The 26,140-nt window shown below is 36.9% G+C and carries 20 protein-coding genes and 1 tRNA gene; 10 read left to right on the plus strand and 11 right to left on the minus strand.

Translation table 11 applies throughout. From position 1 onward, the window contains the following. Nucleotides 1–167 precede the first annotated feature (167 nt). Nucleotides 168–566 (plus strand): acyl-CoA thioesterase, encoded by a 399-nt coding sequence (locus ACK4R1_RS05750; protein ID WP_176306334.1) that lies wholly within the window; start codon nt 168–170, stop codon nt 564–566. Here the strand turns inward: ACK4R1_RS05750 and ACK4R1_RS05755 are convergent. The 3 genes from ACK4R1_RS05755 to ribD are packed head-to-tail and all read right to left on the minus strand — an operon-like array spanning nt 563 to nt 2,834. Next, nucleotides 563–1,171, minus strand: a complete 609-nt coding sequence (locus ACK4R1_RS05755) for an IMPACT family protein (RefSeq protein WP_409684815.1) — start codon at nt 1,169–1,171, stop codon at nt 563–565. The genes ACK4R1_RS05750 and ACK4R1_RS05755 overlap by 4 nt on opposite strands. Before the next feature lie 21 nt (nt 1,172–1,192). Beyond that, nucleotides 1,193–1,801, minus strand: coding sequence for an HAD family hydrolase (locus ACK4R1_RS05760; RefSeq protein ID WP_409684575.1), 609 nt, complete (start codon nt 1,799–1,801; stop codon nt 1,193–1,195). Beyond that, a complete protein-coding gene (gene ribD, locus ACK4R1_RS05765; RefSeq protein ID WP_409684577.1) occupies nt 1,794–2,834 on the minus strand; it encodes a bifunctional diaminohydroxyphosphoribosylaminopyrimidine deaminase/5-amino-6-(5-phosphoribosylamino)uracil reductase RibD in 1,041 nt (346 codons plus the stop codon). Before ribD ends, ACK4R1_RS05760 begins: the two co-directional genes overlap by 8 nt. Before the next feature lie 152 nt (nt 2,835–2,986). Between ribD and ACK4R1_RS05770 the strand changes: the two genes are divergently transcribed. Continuing rightward, nucleotides 2,987–3,478 (plus strand): GNAT family N-acetyltransferase, encoded by a 492-nt coding sequence (locus tag ACK4R1_RS05770; RefSeq protein WP_409684579.1) that lies wholly within the window; start codon nt 2,987–2,989, stop codon nt 3,476–3,478. A 6-nt stretch (nt 3,479–3,484) separates the two neighbouring features. After that, complete coding sequence (prmC, locus tag ACK4R1_RS05775; RefSeq protein ID WP_409684581.1) at nt 3,485–4,342, plus strand: peptide chain release factor N(5)-glutamine methyltransferase; 858 nt, start codon at nt 3,485–3,487, stop codon at nt 4,340–4,342. Nucleotides 4,343–4,362: 20 nt separating this feature from the next. Here prmC and ACK4R1_RS05780 read toward each other — a convergent pair whose 3' ends face one another. Then, nucleotides 4,363–5,610 (minus strand): ABC transporter permease, encoded by a 1,248-nt coding sequence (locus tag ACK4R1_RS05780; RefSeq protein WP_409684583.1) that lies wholly within the window; start codon nt 5,608–5,610, stop codon nt 4,363–4,365. A 171-nt stretch (nt 5,611–5,781) separates the two neighbouring features. Between ACK4R1_RS05780 and hisS the strand changes: the two genes are divergently transcribed. Beyond that, nucleotides 5,782–7,140: a histidine--tRNA ligase gene (hisS, locus tag ACK4R1_RS05785; RefSeq protein WP_409684585.1), complete on the plus strand. Its 1,359-nt coding sequence runs from the start codon at nt 5,782–5,784 to the stop codon at nt 7,138–7,140. A 92-nt stretch (nt 7,141–7,232) separates the two neighbouring features. On the opposite strand, the gene ACK4R1_RS05790 is transcribed toward hisS, so the two are convergent. Both ACK4R1_RS05790 and ACK4R1_RS05795 read right to left on the minus strand, forming a co-directional pair. Continuing rightward, nucleotides 7,233–16,130 carry a LamG-like jellyroll fold domain-containing protein gene (locus tag ACK4R1_RS05790; RefSeq protein WP_409684587.1) on the minus strand — a complete coding sequence of 2,966 codons (8,898 nt, stop codon included), beginning with the start codon at nt 16,128–16,130 and terminating at the stop codon, nt 7,233–7,235. Nucleotides 16,131–16,551: 421 nt separating this feature from the next. After that, nucleotides 16,552–16,625: transfer RNA gene (locus ACK4R1_RS05795), tRNA-Met, on the minus strand. A 145-nt stretch (nt 16,626–16,770) separates the two neighbouring features. Here ACK4R1_RS05795 and ACK4R1_RS05800 point away from each other — a divergent pair. Together ACK4R1_RS05800 and ACK4R1_RS05805 are read left to right on the plus strand one after the other, a co-directional pair. Continuing rightward, entirely contained in the window at nt 16,771–17,163 is a 393-nt protein-coding gene (locus ACK4R1_RS05800) for an START-like domain-containing protein (RefSeq protein ID WP_409684589.1), read from the plus strand. 48 nt (nt 17,164–17,211) lie between these two features. After that, complete coding sequence (locus ACK4R1_RS05805; protein WP_409684591.1) at nt 17,212–18,048, plus strand: aminotransferase class IV; 837 nt, start codon at nt 17,212–17,214, stop codon at nt 18,046–18,048. Here the strand turns inward: ACK4R1_RS05805 and ACK4R1_RS05810 are convergent. The 5 genes from ACK4R1_RS05810 to ACK4R1_RS05830 form a co-directional block, all read right to left on the minus strand. Further along, complete coding sequence (locus ACK4R1_RS05810) at nt 18,045–18,605, minus strand: YqgE/AlgH family protein (RefSeq protein ID WP_409684593.1); 561 nt, start codon at nt 18,603–18,605, stop codon at nt 18,045–18,047. The genes ACK4R1_RS05805 and ACK4R1_RS05810 overlap by 4 nt on opposite strands. A 121-nt stretch (nt 18,606–18,726) precedes the next feature. Beyond that, nucleotides 18,727–18,999: an HU family DNA-binding protein gene (locus ACK4R1_RS05815; protein ID WP_121314922.1), complete on the minus strand. Its 273-nt coding sequence runs from the start codon at nt 18,997–18,999 to the stop codon at nt 18,727–18,729. 175 nt (nt 19,000–19,174) lie between these two features. Further along, nucleotides 19,175–20,122, minus strand: coding sequence for a methionyl-tRNA formyltransferase (gene fmt / locus ACK4R1_RS05820; protein ID WP_409684595.1), 948 nt, complete (start codon nt 20,120–20,122; stop codon nt 19,175–19,177). A 2-nt stretch (nt 20,123–20,124) separates the two neighbouring features. Beyond that, nucleotides 20,125–22,017 (minus strand): ATP-dependent DNA helicase RecQ, encoded by a 1,893-nt coding sequence (locus ACK4R1_RS05825; protein WP_409684597.1) that lies wholly within the window; start codon nt 22,015–22,017, stop codon nt 20,125–20,127. Nucleotides 22,018–22,109: 92 nt separating this feature from the next. Continuing rightward, complete coding sequence (locus ACK4R1_RS05830) at nt 22,110–22,646, minus strand: AAA family ATPase (RefSeq protein WP_409684599.1); 537 nt, start codon at nt 22,644–22,646, stop codon at nt 22,110–22,112. Between the two features lie 261 nt (nt 22,647–22,907). On the opposite strand from ACK4R1_RS05830, the gene ACK4R1_RS05835 reads away from it, so the two are divergent. The 4 genes from ACK4R1_RS05835 to ACK4R1_RS05850 all read left to right on the plus strand — a co-directional run bounded on the left by ACK4R1_RS05835 (nt 22,908) and on the right by ACK4R1_RS05850 (nt 26,132). Further along, nucleotides 22,908–23,192, plus strand: a complete 285-nt coding sequence (locus ACK4R1_RS05835) for a DUF493 family protein (RefSeq protein WP_121314908.1) — start codon at nt 22,908–22,910, stop codon at nt 23,190–23,192. Further along, nucleotides 23,192–23,905, plus strand: coding sequence for a DUF4290 domain-containing protein (locus tag ACK4R1_RS05840; RefSeq protein WP_409684817.1), 714 nt, complete (start codon nt 23,192–23,194; stop codon nt 23,903–23,905). Before ACK4R1_RS05835 ends, ACK4R1_RS05840 begins: the two co-directional genes overlap by 1 nt. Before the next feature lie 86 nt (nt 23,906–23,991). Further along, complete coding sequence (gene murA / locus ACK4R1_RS05845; protein WP_409684601.1) at nt 23,992–25,302, plus strand: UDP-N-acetylglucosamine 1-carboxyvinyltransferase; 1,311 nt, start codon at nt 23,992–23,994, stop codon at nt 25,300–25,302. Between the two features lie 68 nt (nt 25,303–25,370). Next, on the plus strand, nt 25,371–26,132 hold the full coding sequence (locus ACK4R1_RS05850; protein WP_409684603.1) for a sulfite exporter TauE/SafE family protein: 762 nt from the start codon (nt 25,371–25,373) through the stop codon (nt 26,130–26,132). Nucleotides 26,133–26,140 lie beyond the last annotated feature (8 nt).

A 26,140-nucleotide genomic window follows, 5' to 3' on the forward strand; every position in this document is an offset into this window, starting at 1 on the left:
TTTATTGTTAGGTTATTTTGACAAAAATGACAATGAAAATCATCATGTTTTTCGGGATAACAAATATGTGAATAAAATTCGTTAAAAAAAATTTATATGGTATTGATTTTTTAAAAATATTGTTGTACAGAGAATTATTGATTATAGATTAAAAGCAAAAAAAACAGATGAAAGAACATCAAATTCAAGTTAGAGTTCGTTACTCGGAAACCGATCAAATGAGTGTGGTTTACCACGGAAATTATGTGCCTTATTTTGAGATGGGACGCGTGGAATGGCTTAGAAACAAAGGGATTTCATATAAATCATTAGAAGAAAACGGAATTGCCTTGCCAATTGTTTCCATGACGATAAATTACAAAAAGCCAGCACGTTATGACGACTTACTTACAGTGATTACCAAGTTCAAAAGTCAATCCTCAGTGAAGATAGAATTTGATTGTGAAATTCGCAATGAAAACGACGAGTTATTAACAACTGCGCATTTTATACTCGTTTTTGTGGACATCAATTTGGGAAAACCTATTGCGCCGCCGCAATACATTTTGGACATCATGAAAGATTAGATTTTTTGAATCTCAATTTCAAATAAATTATTAAAAATGTCGATTATATTGTCGGCATTTTTTTTTCGGGTGGCAATTTCAATTTGACAACTCTCTTCCATTTTTTGAGTGATGATGTCCAAGTTTTTTTCTTTGATAACCCGCATAACTTTATTCATGTTTTTGTAATCAAATGAAATCAGAAAATGGATGTCTATTGTTTTCTCAACAATTTCAGCTTCTTCCAATGCCATTTGTGCTGCGGTTCGGTAAGCCGATATCAATCCGCCAACGCCTAATTTAACTCCGCCAAAAAAACGAACCACTACTATTAATATATTAGTGACATCAAAAGATTGGATTTGTCCGTAAATGGGCATACCGGCAGAATTACTAGGTTCTCCGTCATCATTAGCGCGAAAAGTAAGGGTTTCTGTTCCTAATTGGTAAGCGTAACAAAAATGAACCGCACCGTGATGCAGTTTTTTTAAGTAATCTAAATGTATTTTGATTTCTTCTTCATTTATAACGGGGAAAGCATACCCAAAGAACTTGCTGTTTTTTTCTTTGTACAATATTTCCGGAGAAGGTGAAGCAATAGTATTATAGGTGTCTTTCAATGAAATTGATATTGAAATTGCTATTGATTAAAAAGGTAAGTGTTTTTGGTCAAATAAATTCACCACATCTTCTTTGCCGACTTGTAAATTCCATACATGTAGTCCAAGACTTTCGGCTACATCGGTGTTTTCTTTTTTGTCGTCTACAAATAAAGTGCGTTTGGGAGACAAATCATGTTTGTTCATGATAGTGGTGAAAATTTCCGGCTGAGGTTTTCTCATGCCCATTTCATAAGAGTAATATACTTTTTCAAAACAACGATAAAAATCGGAATAAAATGACATGCCCACTTTGTGCTCAAATCGGTTAATGTGTATTGAATCGGTATTGGTTAAAAGAAACAAACGGTATTTGTTAGACAGCAATTGCAAAAATTCTAAACGATATAATGGGAAATCACCAATAACAGAATTCCAAGCTTTTGTAATTTCTTCAATTGAGGCATTAGGGATAAATTGGTGAAAACTTTCTACAAATTGAACATCAGTGATTTGACCTTTTTCAAATAAATCATTTTGGTTCAATAGCACTTCATTTGGACCTTCAAGACCTAACTTTTTAAACTCTTCAATCGATTTTTCTTTTTCAAGATTGATAAAGACATCGCCAAAATCAAAAATTATACTATTAATCATGGTTTGTAAAAAGTTTAAGTTCGTCGTCTTTTATTTTGGTTGCTTTTGAAATTCCGTTTAATACTGGTGCTTTAACACCTTCATTAAATGAAATATTGCCAATAAAAACCCTAGCTTCGTCCCAAAGATTGTCGGCTATAAATGTTTGTAAGGTTTGTTTTCCGCCTTCAATAATAACAGACTGTATGCCGTATTGGTATAAAATACCGACAATATTTTGGGTTAGTTCTTTATCAAAGATAATACTTTCATAAATAAGATTCTCGCCTGATGTTAAATTTTCTTGTTCGGTAATAATGATGGTTTTGGTTTGACCGTTTTTAACAAAATAGTCATCATTTATTTTTCCGGTTCGGTCTAAAATAATACGAATCGGATTTGCTCCAATCCAGTCACGAACATCTAATTTAGGATTATCGTCCAAAACCGTTTGAGTTCCGAGTAAAATAGATTGCTCTTCACTACGCCATTTGTGCACAAGTTGTCTTGAGAAAGAATTAGAAATCCAAACCGGTTCTTGTTTTTCTTTGGTAATAGGTGCGATAAAACCGTCTTTACTCTCGGCCCATTTTAAAATGATATAAGGTCGTTTTTTATTGTGAAACGTAAAGAAGCGTTTGTTTAAGTCGTTGCATTCTTTTTCTAAAATGCCAACCGTTACATGACATCCGTTTTCAATTAATCGCTTAATTCCGGTTCCGGCAACTTTGCTATTTGGATCAACAGTTCCAACTACAACATTCGGGATTTTGTGTTCGATAATTAAATCACAACAAGGCGGTGTTTTACCAAAATGACTACAAGGTTCCAATGACACATATATCGTGGCTTTCGGCAAAAGAGTTTTGTCTTTTACCGAATTAATAGCGTGAACTTCTGCATGAGGTTCGCCTGATTTTCTGTGCCAACCTTCGCCTATGACTTTGCCGTTATAAACAATTACACTGCCAACCATCGGATTGGGATAAGTTGTTCCCAAACCATTTTTGGCCAATTCTAAGCAACGATTTATGTAAAACTCGTGAGTATTCATTATACAAAAATAGGATTTTATCTCTTTGGTTTTTATGACATCGAAACACAGCAATCTCTTTTGATCAAAACGACTTTCAAGGATTATTATTTCTATGTGCCTATGCGGTTCAAACAATTGCGCTATTTTTGTAATTGCTAAGATTAGATAAAATGACAATCAGGGAAATTCAAAAAGAAGACAATCAGCAAATTGCAGCCGTAATCAGGGCTGTTTTTATGGCGGATAATTTCCCAAAAACCGGAACGGCCTTCGCCGATACACAATTGGATTTTATGTTTGAAGCCTATAATAAAACACGTTCAGCTTATTTTGTAGTCGAAAATGATGGCAAAATCGTTGGCGGTGCCGGCGTGAGTCAATTAGAAAATTCGACTGAGAATATCTGTGAATTACAAAAGATGTACTTTTTACAAGAAACTCGCGGAAAAGGCATTGGTTTACAAATGATTCAAAAATGTTTAGCTAAAGCAGTCGAATTTGGTTATGAAAAATGCTATCTCGAAACTTTACCCGAAATGTTAGCAGCGCAAAGTTTGTACAAGAAAATGGGTTTTGAATACCTTTGTGCGCCTTTAGGCAATACCGGTCACACCACATGTCCGGTTTGGATGATCAAGGAATTGACAACTGATAAAGACTAATTGATAATGCTAATCAAAGACTACAAAACCACTTTCTTTCGAGAACTTTCTTCTTTGTATGATGAAAAGGAAATGGAGAGTTTCTTTTATTTGACCTTGGAAAGTTTTCACGATAAAAAAAGAATCGATTTGGCTTTAAACCCCGAAATGGTAATGGATTCGCTTCAGTTGTTGCGTTGGGAAAGTGTTTTGGTCGAATTAAAAAAACAAAAACCGATTCAGTATATTTTAGGAGAGACAGAATTTTATGGTTTGCCATTTTTAGTCAATGAAAATGTGTTGATTCCAAGACCTGAAACGGAAGAATTGGTTGAATTAATTATAGAAGAAGAGGCAAGAGGCAAGAGGCAAGAGGCAAGAGTAAGAATCTTAGATATTGGAACCGGCAGCGGTTGCATTCCAATTGCTTTGAAAAAGAATTTACCAAATGCTACAGTTTATGCGATTGATGTTTCCGAAAAGGCATTGGCAACAGCCCAAAAAAATGCAGAACTCAATAAAGTTGAAGTGAATTTTATATTGAAGAACATATTAGAGACTGAAGATTTACAGCAGCAATTTGATATTATAGTTTCCAATCCGCCCTATGTTCGGAATTTAGAAAAAGCCGAAATTAATCCAAATGTTTTAGAGTTTGAACCGCATTTGGCCTTGTTTGTAGAAGACAATGATGCCTTGCTTTTTTATCGAAAAATAACAGAATTAGCCAAAAAGAATCTAACCCCAAACGGACAGTTGTATTTTGAAATCAATCAATATTTAGGCAAAGAAACGGTTGAGTTAGTCAAAAGTTTTGGGTTTAAGAACGTTTTACTTCACAAAGATATTTACGGAAATGATCGAATGATTTTGGCAGCACTATAAAACTGAATACAGCGCACTATTTACTCATAACGCAACGCTTCAATCGGATCTAATTGAGAAGCTTTAATTGCAGGATATAATCCGGACACGAGTGCAACTATAAAGCTGGTGGTAAAAGCGGCCATCATTGCACCCCATGGAATTACAAAATCCCATCCGGCAGCAAGACAGATAAAAAAACCGGCAAGGATTCCAAATATGATTCCGAAGATACCACCTATTTGTCCAATGGTTAAAGTCTCTACAAAAAATTGTATAGCAATAGTGCTTTTTTTGGCGCCAAGAGATTTTCGTACGCCAATTTCTCGAGTTCTTTCGGTTACAGAAACAATCATGATATTCATCAATGCGATAGAAGAACCTAAAATAGTAATGATGCCAATTACCCATGCGGAGACGTTCAAAAAGCCTGTTAAATTGGCAATTCTATTTAGCAAATCGTCACTTCTTGAAATTCCGAAATTATTTTCTTCTACCGGATTCAATTTTCTCACTTTACGCATGGTGACTGTAGCTTCATCAACAGCTTCGTCTAAAAATTCTTTTTTTAACACCATCATGCTTAAAGAATAATTGATGTTAGGTGCTGAAAACATAGAGCGTGCCACTTGAATCGGAATCATAACTCTCAAGTCTTGGCTGTTCCCAAAAGTGGAGCCTTTCTCTTTCAATACACCAATTACTTTGAATTTGGCACCACGAATTGTTAGTATTTTATTGATAGGATTGACATCTCTCAGCAATCCGTCCTCAGAAACAAAATCGGAACCAACAATGCAAGCATAAATATTATTTGAAATATCAAAAGTGTTGAAGCTTCGACCTTGAGTAATTTCTAACCCGGAGTTGTTTAAGAAATATTCGTCAATACCTAAAACTGATATTTCAGGATCTGTTTTCTTGTTTTCAAATTTGACTTCAGCCGCCGAAGTGGCCACAAAAGAAAGAGACGTTTGAGTGAAAGGATAATTGAATTTATCCTTGAAAGTTTTGGCTTCGGTGTAAGTGATAATCGGATTGATTTTTTCTACTTCACCACCGCCACGGCGACGGTTTTTGAATTCGTATTGATTGATGTTAAAGGTATTAGAACCCATTGAAGCAAAACTCGAGTTCAAGTTGTATTCGATGGCGGTAACTACGGTTAGAATTCCAACCAAAGCCGTAATTCCAATGGCAATAATGATAACCGTTAATACGGTGCGGAGCAATTGTGTTCGTATTGAACCCAACGCAATTTTCACATTTTCTTTAAATAATCCAATCATAACGGTAATTTGTCACTAAAATACAGCTTTTGTTACAAGAATATTGACTGCGTTGTGGAAAATAGTTTTAAAAAATAAGATATTTGCAAAGTCAATTACGAATTGTCAATTACGAATTACGTGTTTGTAGACAATTGATAATTTGTAATTCGTAATTCATAATTAATTAAGATGGCACAAAGACCAAGTATTCCCAAAGGCACTAGAGATTTTTCACCGGCAGAAGTGGCCAAGCGTAACTATATTATTTCAGTGATGCGTTCCCATTTTGAGCATTTTGGTTACCAACCCATAGAAACGCCATCTTTTGAAAACTCCGAAACCTTGATGGGTAAATACGGGGAAGAAGGTGATCGTTTGATTTTTAAAATCTTGAATTCGGGAGATTATTTAGATAAAGTACCAACAGAAGAATTACAAAGCGTTAACTATAAAAAGCTGACTGGTAAAATATCTGAAAAAGCGCTTCGTTACGACTTAACCGTGCCTTTCGCCCGTTATGTCGTGCAACACCAAGGCGAGATTGAGTTTCCGTTTAAGCGATACCAAATCCAACCGGTTTGGCGTGCGGACAGACCACAAAAAGGAAGATTCAGAGAGTTTTACCAATGTGATGCCGATGTGGTTGGCTCAACATCCTTGTGGCAAGAAGTCGAATTGGTGCAATTGTACGATTCGGTTTTTGCAGAATTAGGACTGGAAGGCGTTACCATTAAAATCAACAACCGTAAAATATTATCCGGAATTGCTGAGGTGATTGGTGCTTCGGATAAATTGATTGATTTTACCGTGGCTTTAGACAAGCTTGATAAAATAGGAGAGGAAGGCGTAAAAAAAGAGATGATAGAAAAAGGCATTTCTGAAAGTGCTTTAGAAAAAGTACAGCCATTATTCAGTTTCACCGGAACGATTCAGGAGAAATTAGAAAAATTAGCCGGTTTACTTTCGACTTCTGAAGAAGGCAAAAAAGGGATAGAAGAGTTGCGTTTTATTTGTGGCAACGTAACCAACCTTGGTTTGCAAAAAGCCAAATTAGATTTGGATGTGACTTTAGCGCGTGGGTTGAATTATTACACCGGAGCCATTTTTGAAGTTTCGGCACCGGAAGGTGTTGCAATGGGTTCGATCGGCGGTGGCGGAAGATATGATGATTTGACCGGTATTTTTGGGTTGAAAAACATGAGCGGTGTTGGAATTTCTTTTGGGCTTGACCGAATTTATTTGGTGCTCGAAGAGTTGAATTTGTTTCCGCAAACCGTAACGATTTCTACTAAAGTAATGTTTTTAAATTTTGGCGAAAGCCAGGCTTTTGAAGCGATGAAAGCACTCACAACTTTGCGAAATAATAATATCAAAGCAGAATTATATCCCGATGCTGCTAAAATTGACAAGCAATTCAAACATGCAGAGCGAAGAAACATTCCGTTTGTGATCAAAGAAATTAATGGAAATTCTTTTATTTTGAAGAACCTAAAATCCGGCGAACAATCGGAAACCGATTTATTGGGTATTTTAGAGAAATTAGCTTAAGCGTTAATAGTATTAGCATAATGTTTAGGGCTTTTAGTTAAAAAACGCTCCACTTATGCAGAGCGTTTTTAGTGTCAAAATAAATATAAAAACTATTTAATTAAGATTTTCTTAGTGATATTGCCTTTGTCGGTGATGATTTTTACAATGTAACCGCCGGCACTTACACCGGTAACCGGTAAATGCATTTCTACTTGATTTTGGTTGTCTATCTTCCAAGTAATTACTTGTTGTCCAATTAAGTTATATAGCGCTACCGATTTAATAGAAACTTCCTGAAGTTCATTGCTGATGTTAATCATGTTGTCTGTTTGAGAATGGGTTACTCCAACACCATTTTGCAATTCGTTTTCAACCGTTCCCAAAGCAGATGGATTAAGGAATCTTAAGGAGAATCGGTTTTCATAAGTTCCTACAGGCAGGTTGATTTCAAAGTTTTGCGACTTGATATTGTGGTAAGTTTGCGTGGCATTGTCATAGATAAAGATGTCTTGATTTTCTTCGAAATTCTCTTTGTTATTGATGCCGAATTTTACCATACCGGCTGTAGCATTTTTAACGCCAAGCGGATAAGTATTGTTGATATTGAAAAAGCCTTCCCCTTGAATGTTTAATTTGGTTGTACCATTAATAAAATACATGTCATTGTTTAAAGTCTCAGGGCTTGGAGCATCATACCCTTTGTCTATACCAGCTGTAGCATTTTCATTCATGAAGCCTAGTAATATTTCTCTGTGGTAGTTATTGGCTGAAGTATAACCTAATCTTAATTTCATAAATTCTTCTTCTCCAAAACTATCTTCGCTGTTGTTGTAATTTGGATCAGCATTTACAGTGGCATTTGAGTTGTTTCTGAATAATGAATAAGAATTAGCGTTGTCTTCTTTAACAAAAAGTCTTTGGTTGTTGTTAAAAGTTATAGTACCGCCAGTTGCTGAACCGGTTACAAAGAAACCTTGACCTACCGGAATGAATCTTTTAGGCACTTTCGCACTTGAACCCAAGCCGCTGGTTCCGGCCGGAGCAACCGGAGCTGTTCCGCCTACTTTGGTATAGGTTGCATAACCACCTTGGTAGTCAATAGTGTTGTGAGAATTATTTGTGCTGAAATGTTCCCAAAACAATAGTGTTCCGGTTATGCTATTTAAATTGTCATCAATAAATTGATTAGCATCGATAGCTGAAGCAAATGGATTTCCACTCAAGTTTAAATTATTGGCTGCAACTGTTGAAGTTATAGTACCGTTATTTGGCTTACCTACGAATGTATAGTTTTGATTGGCAGTTGCAGCATTTGACCCTTTCATGGTATATCCTTGTCCGGCTGAAAGACTTCCATTTTGACCAACAGCAGACCAGTTAGCATAAGTATTGCTCAAATTTTGGAATTTAAATATCCAATAACTGGCAATGGTTACCGGACTTGTGGCAGCACCATTTAAACCGGCAGACCAGTTTAGGTTTTGCGGAGTAGAGGTTGTTCCATCTTTCATCACACCTGCTACAGTATAGCCATGATTGTTGGTAGTGTTATTTATGCTACTAACAGGAGAAGACCAATAGTTGTAGTTAAATATGTTTGATTGACCTAATTGGTCTCTTTCAATAGAACCTGCACTAGTAGCATCAAGGTCACTGTTGTTGGTTTGAACCAATTGTGATTTACCCACTAAGTCAATTTTCCCATCTAGTTTTAGGTAATGAGACAATTCGATTTTTGTATCGTTTGTAGCGCTTAGTGTATTTGCTGTAACAAACAATCCAAGTAAAGTTTTGTTTGCGGTTGATCCTATGTCATGGCTTGTTTTAACGATATTCCAATTGATAGGAGTAGTACCGTCAACAATTGAAATGCTATTTGGTTGTTGTTGGATTGTTCCGTGAGTCCAAGTATTAGCACTTGTCCAAGCACCATTTGCAGCACTTTCGTAGGGTTGAGGAGAAGACTGTACTGTTATTGTTGTTTTATTTGGAGAAAATACATCACCTCTGTTATTATTTTGAGAATCATCATTGATGTGAGTGCCAATGAAAGAGTTCATAGAATAATAGGCCTGAAGATTACTCCAATTTAAAGTATTAATGTCGTTTTTAGTAATGTTTGAAGGTAAAACGGCACCTCTAGTAACACTTCCGTTTTGAACTATTTCTTGGTTCATTACGAATCTTAATTCTGTTAGTGTTATGGCTTTATTCCATAATCTGAATTCATCAATATCACCTTTAAAGAAATTTCTAGTGTCTGATTTTGATCTGTATTCAGCACCAATAGAGAAAATGTTTGTGTTTGAAGCAGGCGCTGCAGAAGCAACCGTAGCATCTAAAACACCATCGATATAAAGTTTTATAGAACCACTAGAGTAGATAACGGCAATATTATGCCATTCAGAGTTTGGTAAAGCAGTGGTAGAAGTTAAAGTGGTACCGCCGGTCCAAGTAACATTAACTTTATTATTTGCAGATAAATAAACTCTGAATCCGGTTGAACCATTAGACTTTGATACAATTGTTCTGTCGTTTGCTAAAGTATTTGCACCTGTTGGTCTCACCCAAGTCATCATTGAAAAAGAACTGTTTAAATTGTTACTATTACTAACTTTCATAATATCATCAGTTCCGTCAAAAGTGGCATGTCTGGAATATTTGCTTTCATGAGCTACTCCAAAAGTGAAGTACTTCGTTCCGTCAAAGTCATAATTGGTTTCCTGATTAGCACCATTAGCTGTTAAGAATATGGTTTCTAAACTAGTTGTAAATGCAGCATCAGAGGCAACAATCATAACATAGGCGTCGTTTCCTGATAATGCCGGTAAACTTGTAAAAGCTGCTGTCGGGATGACTACTTTGGTTGTGGCAACATCTCCACCAACTTCTACAATTTTCCATTTTTTGTTTGGAAGATCGGTAAGTGTTGTAACATTAGAAGTCCCGCCAAAAGTTATAGTTAAATCAGTTCCGGAGTCGTTCATATTTCCTCCGTTATCACCCCAGATTAGGTATTTTTTATCAGTATCAAAAGCATTAGTATTTGCGGTATTAGTAGCGGCAATTGTTCCTAATCCAATAGTTAAATCGGCGTTGGCATTAACACTTTTAGATTGTTTTTGATTTAATTTAGAAGAGTCATCTCTTCCAATTCCGGCAATGTTGTAGTTATAACCAACATTTGCAGTAGCATCCCAAATAACTGTTCCGTCAGACCCAATATAATTCTGAGAAGTACCATTTACCCCTAAAGTTATCCCATATTTAACGGCTAAATATGTTTCTATTTTTGTTCTCTCAGTAACATCATTCTTTCTCGAACTATAAGTAATGATTTCAGCAATTCTTCCGTCCAAACTTCCATCCCAAGCTTCACTTCTTCCAATCCAATACTGGCTGTCATAAATATTTCTATGTTTGGCTGAGTTAACTTCGGAAGTTGCAATATTATTTGCGTTGTAGAATAGTTGCATTCCGGTGTTTCCTGAATTATTTCTTATGTTGATGATTCCTGGACTGTTGTATTGTGAGGTCGTGCTAACTTGAGCAGTTCCGTAAGATGAAGTTGTACCTGATGTATAAGACAATACTTCGTTAGTAAAACGACTATCAACATTTCCATAAGTGATTCCGGATTTGGCATTTTGAGCACAAGGAGAACCTTTTCCGGCAAATACATCCATACTATTTAAAGCTGAAGTTACTGTAACATCAGGAACAACTACGACAAAAGTTTCTTGTGAATAAAATCCGTTTGTTCCTTTTAAATATTGTCTTGTATTGCTCAAGTCAGTATAAACCTGTGAAGGACTATTGTAAGGGTTTGTAAAATCTACAACAGCGTTAAAGTTGATGTTGTAGGCTGCATTGTTACGGTATATCGGAGCTCCGACAGCTGCAGGTTTTATAGCATTAGCACCTCTAGCTTGAGTATACCATGTTGTAACAGGAGTATTATCTGCTACGGTTGTAGTCCCATTTAATAAATCAGAACGTAACCATAATTGCAAATTAGAGGTTACTCCTCCTGGAGCGTTTGTTATAGTTGATGGTAATGCGTTTACAGGCCATTTGATTATTATTTTCCCATTAGCGCCAAAACCACCCGTACCTTGGTTTACACCATTGTTTCCGTTTCTACGTCCGCCGCCGCCGCCGCCGCCCGGTGCGATACCAGGTGATCCATCACCATTTTGAGAAGTATATCCATTTCCGCCATTTCCGCCATTACAAGTGGCAACAGCTCCTAAGTTTACAGTTGCATCAACGCCCATATTTTCACCGGCTTCTGCACCTGCACCGCCACCACCGCCATAAGATCCACTTACGCCGTTTGCACCATTTCCTCCTCTTGAAGTAACGTCTCCAATACAACTTGCGGCATTGCCCCCGGCAGCCCCAATAACTGCATTGTTTAGAGCTGTAGTTCCTCCTTTAGCAAGAAAAATGGAAGGATCAATAAACCAAGAGTCTCCTCCATCTGAAGCGTTTGTTGCGCCTAATCCAACATTTACCGTATAAGTGGTTCCTGGTACAACCGGTATAGATTTTAGTGAATAAGCACCGCCTCCGCCTCCGCCTCCGACTTTACCTATATTTAGTCCGTCTCCACCTTTTCCGCCGCCGCCCCAAGCTTCAACTGTTACTTGATGAACACCGGCCGGTACAGTAAAAGTACCTGATGAATTGAATGTTTGTGAGGTGATTGCTAACATTTTTGTTGCAATTGTTGTAGAACATGGAGCGCTACTAGTTGCTGTTAAAGTTAAAGTGATACCTCCTTGGGTTAAACTAGTCGTGATATCAGCTGCACTTGGAGTATAAGTACATGCGGTTAGTGAAGTAGGATTCGTAAACGTACCGGTTCCACTTGAGGTCCAAACAATAGACGTATAATTAGAAGCATTGGAATTGGCAGTAATATTTACCGTGCCACAAGTAGAACAAGTAGCAATGTCAGAACCAGCATCTACATAAGGGGCAATTGTGAAAGTTAAGGTTTTGTTTGAAGTTACGTTTGGACAGCTTGTATTTGAAGCTGTAAGTGTTAAAATTACATTTCCATTAGCAATATCGTCTGCACTTGGAGTGTAGGTGCATGAAGTTAACGAGTTTGGATCAGTAAAAGAACCTGTTCCATTTGATGACCAAGTTACAAAGGTTTGATTAGTAGCACTAGAACCTGTTGTAACATTAATAGCAGTATTGGATGAGCAAGCTGTAAATGATGATCCTGCTATTGCAGTCATTGTTTGACTTATGTTAATTGTTTTAGTGTCAGTAACAGTTGCGCATGGTGCAATTCCATTGGCCGTAATTGTCAATGTTGCACTTCCGGTTGTTATATCAGCCGCACTTGGAGTATAGGTACAGCTTGTTAATGAGTTTGAGTTCGAAAAAGTACCGGTACCACTTGAAGTCCAAGCGATAGAAGTATAATTTGTAGCATTTGAATCTTCAGTTATATTTACCGCTCCTGTAGTAGCACAAGTATTTACTATTGTTCCGGCAATAACAGTTGGAGGAGAACTAATGGTTAATGTTTTTGTAGCAGTTGCATCAACACAACCAGAATTTGATGTGGTTAATGTAAAAATTACACTTCCATTGGTAATATCTTCTGCACTTGGAGTGTAAGTGCAAGTACTTAAAGAATCAGCATCGGTAAAAGTACCTGTTCCGTTTGATGTCCAAGTTGCACTAGTTTGATTCGTAGCGCTTGAACCGTCAGTAATGCTTATTGATCCTGCAGTGTAGCAAGTTGAAAAATCCGGACCAGCTACGGCTGTTGCTCCAAGACTAATCACCATATTTTTTGTTGAAGTAACATCACCACATGGCGTATTTCCAGTCGCGGTAAGTGTTAATATTACACTTCCTGCTGCTATATCGTCAGCACTTGGAGTGTAAGTTGCTAGAGTTAGAGAATCCGCATCAGTAAAAGTTCCGGTTCCGTTTGATGTCCAACTAACAGATAAATAGTTAGTTGCACTTGAGCCTACAGCTATGTTTATAGCACCATTACTGGAGCACGTGTTTATTGTTGTTCCTGCATCAGCAGTAGGAAGAGCGCTAAAGGATACTGTTTTTGTATCGATTGCATCAATACATCCTGAGTTTGAAGCAGTAAGAGTAAAAATCACTGTGCCTGTCATAAGGTCAGTCTCACTAGGAGTGTAAGTGCAGGTTGTCAAGGAATTAGCATTGTTTAAAGTACCGGTTCCATTTGAAGTCCAAGTTACATTTGTTTGGTTAGTAGCATTTGAATCAGCAGAAATATTAATAGCTTCAGATGAGAAACAAGTTGAAAAATCTGAACCTGCATCAGCGGTAGCTTGATTGTTTATCGTTACTGTTTTTGTAGAAACTACAGTTGAACAAGGTGCATTTCCAGTAGCGGTAAGTGTCAATATTACACTTCCTGCTGTTATATCGTCAGCACTTGGAGTGTAAGTTGCTAAAGTTAGAGAATCCGAATCAGTAAAAGTACCAGTACCGTTTGATGTCCAAGATATAGTTGTGTAATCTGTTGCATCAGATCCAGCAGTTACATTTATAGGTCCTGAAGTAAAACAGGTGTCTATTGCTATACCTGCCTCTGCTGTAACAGCAGGAACAAATGTTAGCATCTTAGATGAGGTTAAATTACCACAGCCAGAATTTGTAGCGGTTAGGGTTAGGATAACATTTCCTAATGCTAAATCAGCAGCACTTGGAGTATAGGTACAAGTTGTCAACGAGTTTGAATCGGCGAATGTGCCTGTGCCGTTTGAAGTCCAAGTTATCTCGGATTGATTATTAGCACTCGAACCTGTCGTAATATTAATGGCGCCTGAAGTAGAACAAGTGTTAAAGTCATCTCCGGCTATTGCTGTCATTGGGCTACTAAAGTTTAACGTTTTTGTAGAAGTTACGCTTGAACAAGGAGAATTTGCATGTGCTGTAAGCGTTAAAATAACACTACCCGCAATCAGATCATCTGTACTTGGAGAATAAGTTGCCAAAGTTAGTGAGTCTGCATTTACTAAAGTACCTGTTCCACTTGTCGTCCAAACAACAGTTGTGTAATTTGTAGCTGTAGATCCAGTAGTTATGTTTACTGAAGTATCGCTAGTACAAGCGTTGATTGTGGTTCCGGCTGAAGCGGTAGGTAAAGCAACAATTTCCAACTTCTTGTCCGCAGTTGCATTACTACAGCCTGTATTTGAAGCGGTTAATGTAATTGTTACTGCGCCTACTGCAATATCGTTCGCACTTGGAGTATAGGTACATGTTGTTAATGAATTTGGGTTTGAAAAAGTACCTGTGCCGCTTGATGTCCAAGTTACAAGAGTCTGATTGGTTGCACTTGAGCCTGTAGTAATATCAATAGCATCTCCAGAGGCGCAAATAGAAAAATCATCTCCAACAACTACTGATACAGGATTAGTAATGGTCAGTGTTTTTGTTGAACTTGTATTACCGCAAGGCGAATTGCCATATGCGGTTAATGTTAGCGTAACTGTTCCAGCAGCTATATCTGCAGCACTGGGAGCGTAGGTACAAGTAGTTAATGAATCAGCATTTGTAAGTGTTCCGCTTCCGCTTGAGGTCCACATAACAGATGTAAAGTTTGAAGCATTTGCACCGTCAGTGATATTAAGGTCTAATAAAGTTGAACAATTGCTTACATCTATTCCTGCATTCGCACTTGGAGCTGTAATTAATGATAAGACTTTTGTAGAAGTTGCATCAGCACAGCCTGCATTTGAAGCGCTAAGCATCAATATTACACCACCGGCAGCTATATCTTCTGGGCTTGGATTGTATGTACAGGTTGTTAATGAATTGGCATTAGTAAAAGTACCTGTTCCATTAGATGTCCATGTAACTGTTGTATAATTTGTAGCACTTGAGCCTGCCGTTATTGCAATAGCTGTGTCAGAAGAACATGCAGTTATAGTGGTTCCTGAAACTGCACTAGGAGCCATATTAGCAGTAATGCTAGTTGTATTAAAAGTTGTGATACTATTGCTGCAGTAAGAAGAGGCTAAATTTGTAATGGTTACGGTTGTAGAGCCAAGATTTAAAATTGATGTTGAAAAAGTTCCCGATCCAGGAGTTCCGGCAGTAAAATTCATAATAGCTGTATTTCCTATTGCAGTTGTTGCTCCACTAAGGTTATAAGTTACCGTATAAGAGCCAGTAGCTAAAGACGAAGAATTAAGTATAACAGTAGCAGATGAAGGACCACACAAAGGGCTATTTGAAGTAGTTGTGTTGGTCAGCGCATATGTAGGACAAGTATAAGATATCTTAAAATATCCAGGAGCGCCATTTCCTCCAGCTGAATTTTTGGTTCCACCACCACCACCACCACCATAATTGGTAATAGAAGATGAACCTGCGCCACTTGAAGCAGTAGTACCGTTTCCTCCGGCACCTGCATTTCCTCCTCCGGCTGTTCCACCTGTTGGTACTGTGCCTAAACCTCCATTACTTGTAGGTCCGGCGGCACCACCACCACCACCACTACCAATGCCATTCAATCCCGCACCACCAGAGCCTCCATTAAAGGTAGAGCCTGATCCACCTGTACCGCCTGCGCCACCATTGCTGTAGCCAAATCCTCCAATACCTCCATAAGCGGTTATCGTTGTTGCACCAAAAGTAGCAGTAGTATTGCCTCCGTTCATTCCATTTGGTGACGCACTAGATGTTGCGCCAGTTCCCATCGCACCTATGGTTATGGTATAACTTGTTCCGGCGGTTACAGGAATACTAGTGTTTCTTGAGTAGCCACCACCACCACCACCACCGGCACCATCTTTATTGGTTGTTCCTCCATAACCACCACCACCACCAGCACCATAGGCTTCTACTTGTATAGAAGTAACTCCGGTAGGAGCAGTAAAGGTTCCTGAGTTCGTGTAGATAATTTGCGATTGAGTATAGCCTAGACTAATTACAAATAATGCAATTAGAGTAGTATATTTTTTTCTTAATTTAATTTGTACTATTTCCATAACTCTTTTAATTTAAGGTATGTGACTTGTTTTATTTTGACAATTCAAATTTAGAGGGAATGTTTAATATATCGACAAAAAGCACAAAAAAATCGATGAAATGCATAATATTACATTTTATAAATATAAAAAACTTACAAAAAATTACTCTACAAGCATTTTCCTATAAGCTAATTTGAGAAAGCGCAAACCTTGTAAATGTGTTTTTATGTAGAAATTAAAAAGGGTAATAAAAAGAAATGAATTTAAACTTTATTAGAGCCGAAAAGTGCAATATGATTGTGGTGTTCACAGTTCAATTTTATCTGAATATCAAAGCTGATCCTTAAAATTAAATTCTTTGGAGTATTAAAAGGCACTCTTAAAAGTCACTCCAAATAAAAAAGGTTTTAGAAATAAATCTAAAACCTTGATTTTTAAGTAGCGAGGACGGGAGTTGAACCCGTGACCTCAGGGTTATGAATCCTGCGCTCTAACCGACTGAGCTACCTCGCCTTTCTGAAGGCATTCCCTGAATGCGGGTGCAAATATAAAATTAAAATTAATGGGTGCAAACTAATAAGCGTTATTTTTTTTATTTTCAAAAAACGTTTTTTTTTTGATTTTATATTCTATATATTTCCAAAAAATTTGTTGCATCATGGATAGTAAAATTCGCTACGAGCTTGAGTTTCCTTTGAATTCTTCTCCTCAATTATTGTATCAATATATATCAACACCTTCAGGATTACAAGAGTGGTTTGCTGATAATGTAAATTCCAGAGGTGAATTTTTTACCTTTATTTGGGATGGTGCAGAAGAAAATGCACGATTGGCTTCAAAAAAAACCGGTGAGAAAGTGAAGTTTAAATGGGTTGATGACAATAAAAAAGATACTGAGTATTACTTTGAATTGAGGATTTTAGAGGATGAAATCACTAAGGATGTCTCTTTAATGGTAGTAGATTATGCTGTTGAAGATGAATTGGAAGAGTCTAAACTTTTGTGGGAAAATCAAGTTTCCGACTTAAAACACGTAATAGGTTCTATATAAATATTTTTATTACAGTATATTTGTCCCGCTAAAAACGGGACTTTTTTTATGGTAAATTTTAACGGTGATATCCTAAATTCTGAATTGCAACTATCGGTTTCCAATCGATCATTTCTATATGGCGATGGCGTTTTTGAAACTTTGAAAGTAGTTGATAATAAAATTTTATTTTTTGAAGACCATTATTTCAGGTTATTGGCTTCAATGCGAATTATCAGAATGCAAATCCCAATGTTGTTTACTTTAGAATATCTTGAAAATCAGATTTTAACTCTGGTAAATCAACAAAAAATTCAAGATTCTGCACGTGTCAGATTAACGGTTTTTAGAAATGAAGGCGGATTTTACTCGCCAACAGACAATTCGGTTTCGTTTGTAATTCAGGCGAGTGAGTTAAAGAATAAAGAATATTCAATTGCCGATAAATCTTTTGAAGTCGATTTGTATAAAGATTTTGTGGTTACAAAACAATTGCTTTCGACGCTCAAGACCAATAATAAAATCATTCAAATCACCGCCAGTATTTTTGCCCAAGAAAACCAATTGGATTCTTGTTTGTTAATCAATGAAGACAAAAATGTAATTGAAGCCACTAATGGAAATCTATTTATGTTGATGAATAATCAATTGATTACACCGCCAATCTCTGAAGGATGTTTGAATGGCATCATGAGAAAACAAGTCCTAAAATTGACAAAAGAATTTGAAAATATTGAGGTAGTAGAAAAAGAGATTTCTCCTTTTGATTTACAAAAAGCGGATGAGTTATTTATTACTAATGTGATTATTGGTATTCAACCAATAACAAAATATCGGAAAAAGGAATTTGAAACTAAAATGGCTAAAAGAATATTAGCAAAACTAAATCAAGCGATTGCTGTTTAGTTTAAGATAGGATTTTCAGGAGCGTTGGACCAAATCAAGTATTCTCCACCTAATTCAATGATTTTTTCTTTCCAAAAATGAGTAGAAGCTTTTCCTAAAATTTTGTTTTCATAAATATTCTTCGTCAAAATCCAAGAACTCGACTGCATTTCAGTCTCTAGTTGTTCTGAATCCCAACCGGTGTAGCCTAAAAAGAAGCGAATGTTTTTCTTCTTTACCAATCCTTTATTAATTAAGTCTTTGGTTAACTCGAAGTCGCCACCCCAAAAAATCCCATTGGATATTTCAATACTGTTCGGAATTAAGTGAGGTACATTGTGTATAAAATACAAATTATCTTGTTCCACAGGACCGCCATTATAGATTCTAAATTTGGCATCAATCTCAGGGATTAAATCTTTGATGTTGTATTTTAAAGGTTTGTTTAAAATGAACCCGACCGAGCCTTCTTCGTTGTGGTCGGCCAATAAAATTACAGATCTATTAAAAGATAAATCACCTATAATAGATGGCTCCGCTATTAATAATTGACCTTTTTGCAATTTTTCCGAAATCATTTCCAGTTAATTTTTATTAAAGTTGGGGAAAAAAAATTAGAAATCCAAATGATTGTTATAAAAACAAAAAAACCATCCCGATTATTCAGGATGGTTTTCGTATATCAGAAGAACTAATTTATTAGTTTACTGCTCCGTCTAATTCAGCACCAGCTTTGAATTTAACTACATTTTTAGCAGCGATTTTGATAGTTTTTCCTGTTTGAGGATTTCTTCCGTCTCTTGCAGCTCTTTTAGATACTGACCAAGAACCGAATCCTACTAAAGATACTCTTCCACCTTTTTTCAAAGTACCACCTACATTTCCTAAAAATGATTCTAAAGCTAGTTTTGCAGCAGCTTTTGTGATTCCAGCGTCAGCTGCAATTGCATCGATTAATTCTGATTTGTTCATAATGTTAGTTATTAATTGTTGGTTAAACATTCTGTTAATGATAACAAATTTAATAGGAATTCCTTACCACACAAGCGTTTTAGCGTTTTTTTCAAGTTTTTGTTGATAACTTCGGGCTTTTGTTGATAAACCAGAGCTATTCATCGATTTTTCCAATCAAAATCCTCTTGAGACCTTATTCTGCTTGCGCTCTTTCAGAAAACGTAACGCCGTTTAACAACTCATGAGCCAACATTTTTTTCTTCCCCGGTAATTGTAAACTTTTTATTTGGACAAAACCATCTTTGACCGCCACTTTAATCTCTTTTTTGTTAGTGATAATTTGACCGGTAGAAAAATTATGTTCTTCCAAAATGATTTTTGCCTCATACAGTTTTACATTCCATTCTTCGTTATTGTCTTTAAAGAAACACCAAGCCGATGGATAAGGCGATAAACCTCGTATTAAATTATGAATCTCAGTAGCAGACTTGCTCCAATCTACTTTGCAGTTTTCACGATTGAGTTTATATGCGGTTTTTATTTCTGAATTATCAATTTGGATAGTAGTTCTTACATTTCCTTTTTCTATTAAAGATAAAGTTTCTACAACGGCATCGCTTCCTAATAGCATTAAACGATCATGCAATTCACCTGCATTTTCCTCTGAACTGATTCCGATTTCTTTACTCAAGATCATTGCGCCGGTATCAATTTTGTCATCGATAAAGAAAGTAGTCACACCGGTTTTGGTTTCTCCGTTAATAATAGCCCAATTGATTGGCGCAGCGCCACGGTAGTTTGGCAACAAAGAGGCGTGAAGATTAAATGTTCCCAATTTCGGCATACGCCAAACCACTTCAGGCAACATTCTAAACGCAACCACAACTTGTAAATTAGCATTCAAACTTTGTAATTCTGCCAAAAAAGTTTCTTCTTTTAAATTGGATGGTTGTAATAATCTTAAATTGTTTTCCAATGCATATTCTTTCACGGCCGAATATTTTATCTTTTGGCCACGACCGGCCGGTTTATCGACAGCAGTAATGACTCCGACAACTTCGTAATTATTTTTAATAATGGTGTCCAAAATGCCAACGGCAAACTCTGGCGTTCCCATAAAAACGATGCGTAACTTTTCCATGCTTATTTTAAGGAGTATAAATTATTCGATTTGATGCTGATGGTTTCTTCTTCCAACAACTTTTGTAACGCAAAGATAACATCGTCTTTCGGAAGTTTGGTCAACTTTTGAATATCTCTCGAATTGAAATCTTGCATTCTTAATAATTCCACAATTTTCTCGGAAACCGTTTCCGGATTTTGTTTCTTTTTATTTTTAGCAATACAATAGGAGCAAATGCCGCAATCTTCTTTTAGGCTTTCACCAAAATACTGCATCAGCAATTTATTCTTGCAAGATTTAGTGTCTTTACTATAATATAATACGGCCTGGAGTTGTTCTGTTTTTAATTTGTTCTGCGCTTCCAAATATTTTGAAACGCGGTTGATGGTGCGTTCATCTTCGCGAACTTCATTCAAAGTAATTGTCGCATCATTGTTCTTGGCTACCATTTCGATAATGTCTTTCTCTTTTAATTTTTGCAAAAGCGATAACACACTGTTTTCCGTATGATTTGATTTTTTGGCAATTAGTGACAAATTAAAAGCAGTTTGCATATCGTAAATTCCGGGATAAGTGCGCAACATTGTTAACAGAATTTCCTCGTCATTCGGATTCAAACTCATATAGCGAATCACTTCTTTGGACGGAATGATAAATTGCAAAGTGATTTTCTCTGAGAATTCTTGAGATAAAGTAATGATGCCTTGTCGGTCCAAAAACTGCAATGCATTATAAGTTTTTAAAGTCGGGAAACTGTATTTGGTGCAAAAATGATTCAGGTTAAAACTAAATTGCTCATCAATGCCTTCACCATAAGCGATTTGAAAGTAAGTGCACAATTTAGAAAACACCAAATTCAAAAATGCTTTGTCAGGTAAAACACTGATGAATTGCGCTTCGGCATGTAAAATATCAGATGGATTGTTCAATAAAATGGCAAAAGCTTTGTCGCCATTTCTTCCGGCACGACCTGATTCTTGGTAATAATTCTCTAAGTTTTGTGGCAAATGTAAATGGATAATCGTTTTCACATTCGACTTGTCAATACCCATTCCGAAAGCATTTGTCGCGACAATTACCTGAACTTTTTCATCCATCCAAAGTTGCATGTGTTTTTCTTTGTCTTTGGAAGACAAACCGCCGTGATAAAAAGTGGCAGTAAAACCCAGACTTTCCAATTGGTGAACCGTTTCATTACACGACTTTCTATTGGTTACATAAATGATAGACGGTTGCGGATTTTTATATAGTATCTGTTGTAATAAATGCAATTTGTCTTCTGTTTCAAAAACCATGTAAGCAATATTATCACGGTAAAAAGACTTGGTAAAAATTTGTGGCGTATTGAGTTTCAATTGTGTAATGATGTCTTCTTTAACTCGTGGTGTCGCTGAAGCAGTCAAAGCCAAAAAAGGCACTTTTGGGAAGAATTCTTTAAGCAGCACAATCTTCAAATAAGCCGGACGAAAATCATGTCCCCATTGCGATACACAATGCGCTTCGTCTATGGCGATAAGGTTAATAGGAAGGTTTTTAATACGTTCCAAAATCCAATCGTTTTGCAAACGTTCTGGAGACAAATAAAGGAATTTGTAATTCCCAAACTGACAATTATCGAGCAAATCGATAATCTCATGGGAATGAATTCCGCCGGTCAACGCAATGGCTTTGATGCCTTTGTTTTGCAAATTCTGCACTTGGTCACGCATTAAAGCAATCAACGGAGAAATCACCAAGCAAATGCCTTCCATCATCATGCCCGGAACTTGAAAACATACCGATTTTCCGCCACCGGTGGGCATCAATGCAAAAGTGTCTTTACCTTCTAAAACCGAAGCTATAATGGCTTCTTGCGGTTCGCGAAAAGCATTGTGTTTCCAATATTTTTGAAGGATTTCTGAGGCTTTATCCAAGTTATGAGTTATGAGTTATGAGTTATGAGCTAACTCAGTTTATGGTATAAAGGTATAAAATAAGATTGAGTTGCAGTTACAACAAAAGTGTACTAAGAAAGTTGGCTTAAGATATATTGAATTCGCTCTTCAACCGTTCCACAAGGTACTTGAATGAGTTCGTAACCATATTTTTCGTAGGTTTCTATCAAGTGATCGAAGATGAGTTTCGCCTGTTCAAAATTTTCATAACGCGCTTCGTCGCTTTCGTAGATTTCTTCCCAAGGCGGAAGTACGAATATTTTGGAATAAGTATGGTCTCTGCAAGCTTGGTCAAAAAATGCCGGATAACTGTCGCCGATGTAATGCATATAAGCTAAAATGTCCGGAATTCCTCTGTCTAGAAATACCAATTCGGCTACATCTTCTGTGGCTTGTTGGTGTTGTTTTCTTCTGCCTTCCAATAACAATTCGCTGAAAAGTAATGGTTTTTCTAAAAACAATTGTTCGATGCCTTGTTTTTTGGCTTCCAAAGTGACTTGTCTTGAAATTTCAGGGAAACACGCATAACCTTGTTCGATAAGTGCATCGATGATGGTGGTTTTTCCGGTGCCGGGACCGCCGGTTATGACTATGAGTTCTTTTTTCAAGATTTTGGAAATAAGGCGCAAATTTATTGAAACAAATCAGAATACCGAAAGGGATTTTGGTTTTTATTTCGGTCGTGGCCAAAAGTGCGAAAAGTTGCTCTAATAACCCCGATTGGAGTCTCGTTGTAAACGAGACGGAAAGCGGGAATACGGCTTGCTGAAACGGCCCGAACCTTTCGTTCAAAAAAATAAATAAAACCGATGGAATTCTTCTGTAAAATCTGAAATCAATACTGTATATTTGCTTTTATTTTTTGATGAATGGATAAGAAAACAGAAGAATTTTATACCCGATTACGGGAAGAGCTGAACAATACTTCAACCTGGCCTACTGAATATTTGTACAAATTTATTGTGCCCACTGATCCGAAAAAGATTGAAGAAGTGGAGAATGCTTTTGACAATTTGGGTGCTGTAATTCAAACTACTCAATCTAAAACGGGAAAATACACTAGTCTTTCGGTTAACGTGATGATGGAAAGTCCGGAAAGCGTAGTCGAGAAATACATCGAAGTGTCTAACATAGAAGGAATAATTTCATTATGATGGCCGAGAAATATATAAAGGAGAATGCCAATGATGTTGTTCACCATTTGGAATACAATGCTGAAAGACCACATTTACTCATTCCGGAATATGGTCGTCATTTGCAAAAATTGATTGACCAAGCTACAGTAATTGCAGATAGGGAAGAGCGCAACAAAGCGGCCAAATATATCATTCAAGTGATGGGCAGTTTGAATCCACACTTGCGAGATGTGCCTGATTTTCAGCACAAATTGTGGGATCAGATTTTTATCATGTCCGATTTCAGATTGGATGTTGATTCTCCGTATCCCATTCCGACCAAAGATGTAATTCATCTTAAGCCGGAAAGATTGCCTTACCCACAAAAAAATCCGAAATACCGTTTTTATGGCAACAATATCAAGTACATGATTGATGTGGCCAACAGTTGGGAAGAAGGCGAAATGAAAAATGCTTTGGTCAAAGTCATTGCCAACCACATGAAGAAATCTTATTTGAGTTGGAATAAAGACACCGTAACCGATACGGTGATTTTTGAGCATTTATACGAATTGTCTGAAGGCACGTTAAACTTATTGCAAAGCAGCGAAGAATTGTTGAATACTAATGATTTGATGCGAACCAATAAGAAAATGTCGAACAAGAATATGCCGCCTCAAAACGCCAAAATCAAGAGTAATAATAACGGGAAGAAACCGTTTATAAAGAAGAATAATAACAATCAGAAATAGTTATGAGTTATGAGTTATGAGTTATGAATGTATTTCTTAACGACCAAAACTCCTGATTCATAATTTATAATTCATAATTATAAAGAATGGGAACTTTTAAAATAGAAGGTGGTATCCAATTAAAAGGAGATGTACAACCACAGGGCGCAAAGAATGAAGCATTGCAAGTTTTGTGTCCGGCTTTATTAACTTCAGAAAAAGTTAGAATTACCAATATTCCGGATATTATTGACGTTAATAAACTAATCGTTTTATTGGGCAATTTGGGTGTGAAAATTCAAAAAAATGGTGTTGGCGATTACACGTTTCAAGCGGATGAAGTCAATATTGATTATTTAAAAACGGAAGCCTTTAAAAAAGAAGGTGGCAGTTTAAGAGGTTCTATTATGATTGTTGGGCCACTTTTAGCCCGATTTGGTTGTGGTTATATTCCAAAACCGGGTGGTGATAAAATTGGTAGAAGAAGATTAGATACGCACTTTGAAGGGTTTATTAATCTTGGTGCGAAATTCCGTTATGAAAGAGAAGATCATTTCTACGGTGTAGAAACCAAAACCCGTTTGAAAGGTGCGCACATGTTATTGGACGAAGCTTCCGTAACCGGAACAGCGAATATCGTGATGGCAGCAGTTTTAGCTGAAGGAACAACTACAATTTACAACGCCGCTTGTGAGCCTTATTTGCAACAATTGTGTAAAATGTTGAATTCCATGGGAGCCAAAATCACCGGTGTTGGTTCTAACTTATTGACGATTGAAGGGGTAGAAAAATTAGGCGGTTGCGAACACCGAATCCTTCCGGACATGATTGAAATCGGTTCGTGGATTGGTTTGGCAGCCATGACACGCAGTGAAATTACCATTAAAAATGTGAGTTGGGAAAACCTTGGCGTTATTCCGAGTGTGTTCAGAAAATTGGGCATCACTTTGGAGAAAAAAGGCGATGATATTTACATTCCGGCTCATACTAAAGGTTATACCGTAAAAACTGATATCGACGGTTCTATTTTAACGATAGCCGATGCGCCTTGGCCAGGATTTACACCGGACTTATTGAGCATTGTTTTAGTGGTTGCAACACAAGCGAATGGTGATGTGTTAATTCACCAAAAAATGTTTGAAAGCCGTTTGTTCTTCGTAGACAAATTGATTGATATGGGTGCCAAAATTATGTTGTGTGATCCTCACAGAGCCGTAGTAATGGGTCACAATTTCCAATCGCAATTAAAAGCAACCACTATGTCTTCGCCTGATATTCGTGCGGGAATCTCATTATTGATTGCAGCGCTTTCGGCCAAAGGAACTTCAACGATTCAAAACATTGAGCAAATTGATAGAGGTTATGAAAGGATTGATGAAAGATTGAGAGCTTTAGGAGCGAATATTGTTCGTGTTTAATCTAAGAAAACAGAGAAAAGAATATAGAAAATAGAGGCGCAAATTGTGCCTCTATTCATTTTAAGCCTATGGAAACTTACATCATCGTTTTGCTTTGTATAGCTTCTTTTTTTGCCGGATTTGTCGATGCGATTGTTGGTGGCGGCGGTTTGATACAAACTCCGGTCGCGATGATTTTGATGCCCAATTTATCAGTAGCGAGCATTATAGGTTCGCTCAAAATTCCGGCGTTTAGCGGAACTAGTTTTGCTGCTTTTCAGTATTTGAAGAAAGTAGAGATGAATTGGAAACTGCTTTCCATTATGGCGATTTTGGCTTTTTGTTCGGCTTTTTTAGGTTCGGCATTGTTGAATGTAGTGAGTAATGACTTTATGAAACCGCTGTTGTTTTTTGTCTTAATTGGATTGGCGATTTATACTTTTAGAAAGAAAAATTTCGGTCAGCATCAAGAAAAAACTCATTCTGTTAAAAGACAAATGCTTTACGCAGTTGTTATAAGTGTTATGGTTGGTTTCTACGACGGCTTTATTGGTCCGGGAACAGGGAGTTTTTTGGTGTTAGGATTTGTCTCTATTTTAGGGTTTGATTTCCTTCACGCTTCCGCAAATGCTAAAATGGTTAATTTGGCTACCAACTTTGGTTCGATTTGTCTTTTTATTCTCAAAGGAAAAATCATTTGGGCTTTTGCCATTCCAATGGCTTTTTGTAATGCGCTCGGTGGTTGGGTTGGCGCCAAATTGGCCATAAAAAAAGGAAACGACTTTATTAGAAAGTTTTTCCTTTTTGTAGTTGTCCTTACGTTACTCCGTTTTGGATATGATGTTTTTTGAAATAAAAA

This window comes from Flavobacterium sp. (assembly GCF_046293665.1).
Taxonomy (GTDB): Bacteria; Bacteroidota; Bacteroidia; order Flavobacteriales; family Flavobacteriaceae; genus Flavobacterium.

Bases quoted from the DNA above. Each gene is read 5' to 3' on its own strand.
- ACK4R1_RS05780 (WP_409684583.1), bottom strand. From the start codon at position 5,610: ATGATTGGATTATTTAAAGAAAATGTGAAAATTGCGTTGGGTTCAATA.
- ACK4R1_RS05835 (WP_121314908.1), top strand. From the start codon at position 22,908: ATGGATAAGAAAACAGAAGAATTTTATACCCGATTACGGGAAGAGCTG.
- ACK4R1_RS05750 (WP_176306334.1), top strand. From the start codon at position 168: ATGAAAGAACATCAAATTCAAGTTAGAGTTCGTTACTCGGAAACCGAT.
- ACK4R1_RS05840 (WP_409684817.1), top strand. From the start codon at position 23,192: ATGGCCGAGAAATATATAAAGGAGAATGCCAATGATGTTGTTCACCAT.
- ACK4R1_RS05760 (WP_409684575.1), bottom strand. From the start codon at position 1,801: ATGATTAATAGTATAATTTTTGATTTTGGCGATGTCTTTATCAATCTT.
- ACK4R1_RS05805 (WP_409684591.1), top strand. From the start codon at position 17,212: ATGGTAAATTTTAACGGTGATATCCTAAATTCTGAATTGCAACTATCG.
- ACK4R1_RS05815 (WP_121314922.1), bottom strand. From the start codon at position 18,999: ATGAACAAATCAGAATTAATCGATGCAATTGCAGCTGACGCTGGAATC.
- ACK4R1_RS05810 (WP_409684593.1), bottom strand. From the start codon at position 18,605: ATGATTTCGGAAAAATTGCAAAAAGGTCAATTATTAATAGCGGAGCCA.
- murA (WP_409684601.1), top strand. From the start codon at position 23,992: ATGGGAACTTTTAAAATAGAAGGTGGTATCCAATTAAAAGGAGATGTA.
- ACK4R1_RS05770 (WP_409684579.1), top strand. From the start codon at position 2,987: ATGACAATCAGGGAAATTCAAAAAGAAGACAATCAGCAAATTGCAGCC.
- fmt (WP_409684595.1), bottom strand. From the start codon at position 20,122: ATGGAAAAGTTACGCATCGTTTTTATGGGAACGCCAGAGTTTGCCGTT.
- ACK4R1_RS05800 (WP_409684589.1), top strand. From the start codon at position 16,771: ATGGATAGTAAAATTCGCTACGAGCTTGAGTTTCCTTTGAATTCTTCT.
- ribD (WP_409684577.1), bottom strand. From the start codon at position 2,834: ATGAATACTCACGAGTTTTACATAAATCGTTGCTTAGAATTGGCCAAA.
- prmC (WP_409684581.1), top strand. From the start codon at position 3,485: ATGCTAATCAAAGACTACAAAACCACTTTCTTTCGAGAACTTTCTTCT.
- ACK4R1_RS05850 (WP_409684603.1), top strand. From the start codon at position 25,371: ATGGAAACTTACATCATCGTTTTGCTTTGTATAGCTTCTTTTTTTGCC.
- ACK4R1_RS05790 (WP_409684587.1), bottom strand. From the start codon at position 16,130: ATGGAAATAGTACAAATTAAATTAAGAAAAAAATATACTACTCTAATT.
- hisS (WP_409684585.1), top strand. From the start codon at position 5,782: ATGGCACAAAGACCAAGTATTCCCAAAGGCACTAGAGATTTTTCACCG.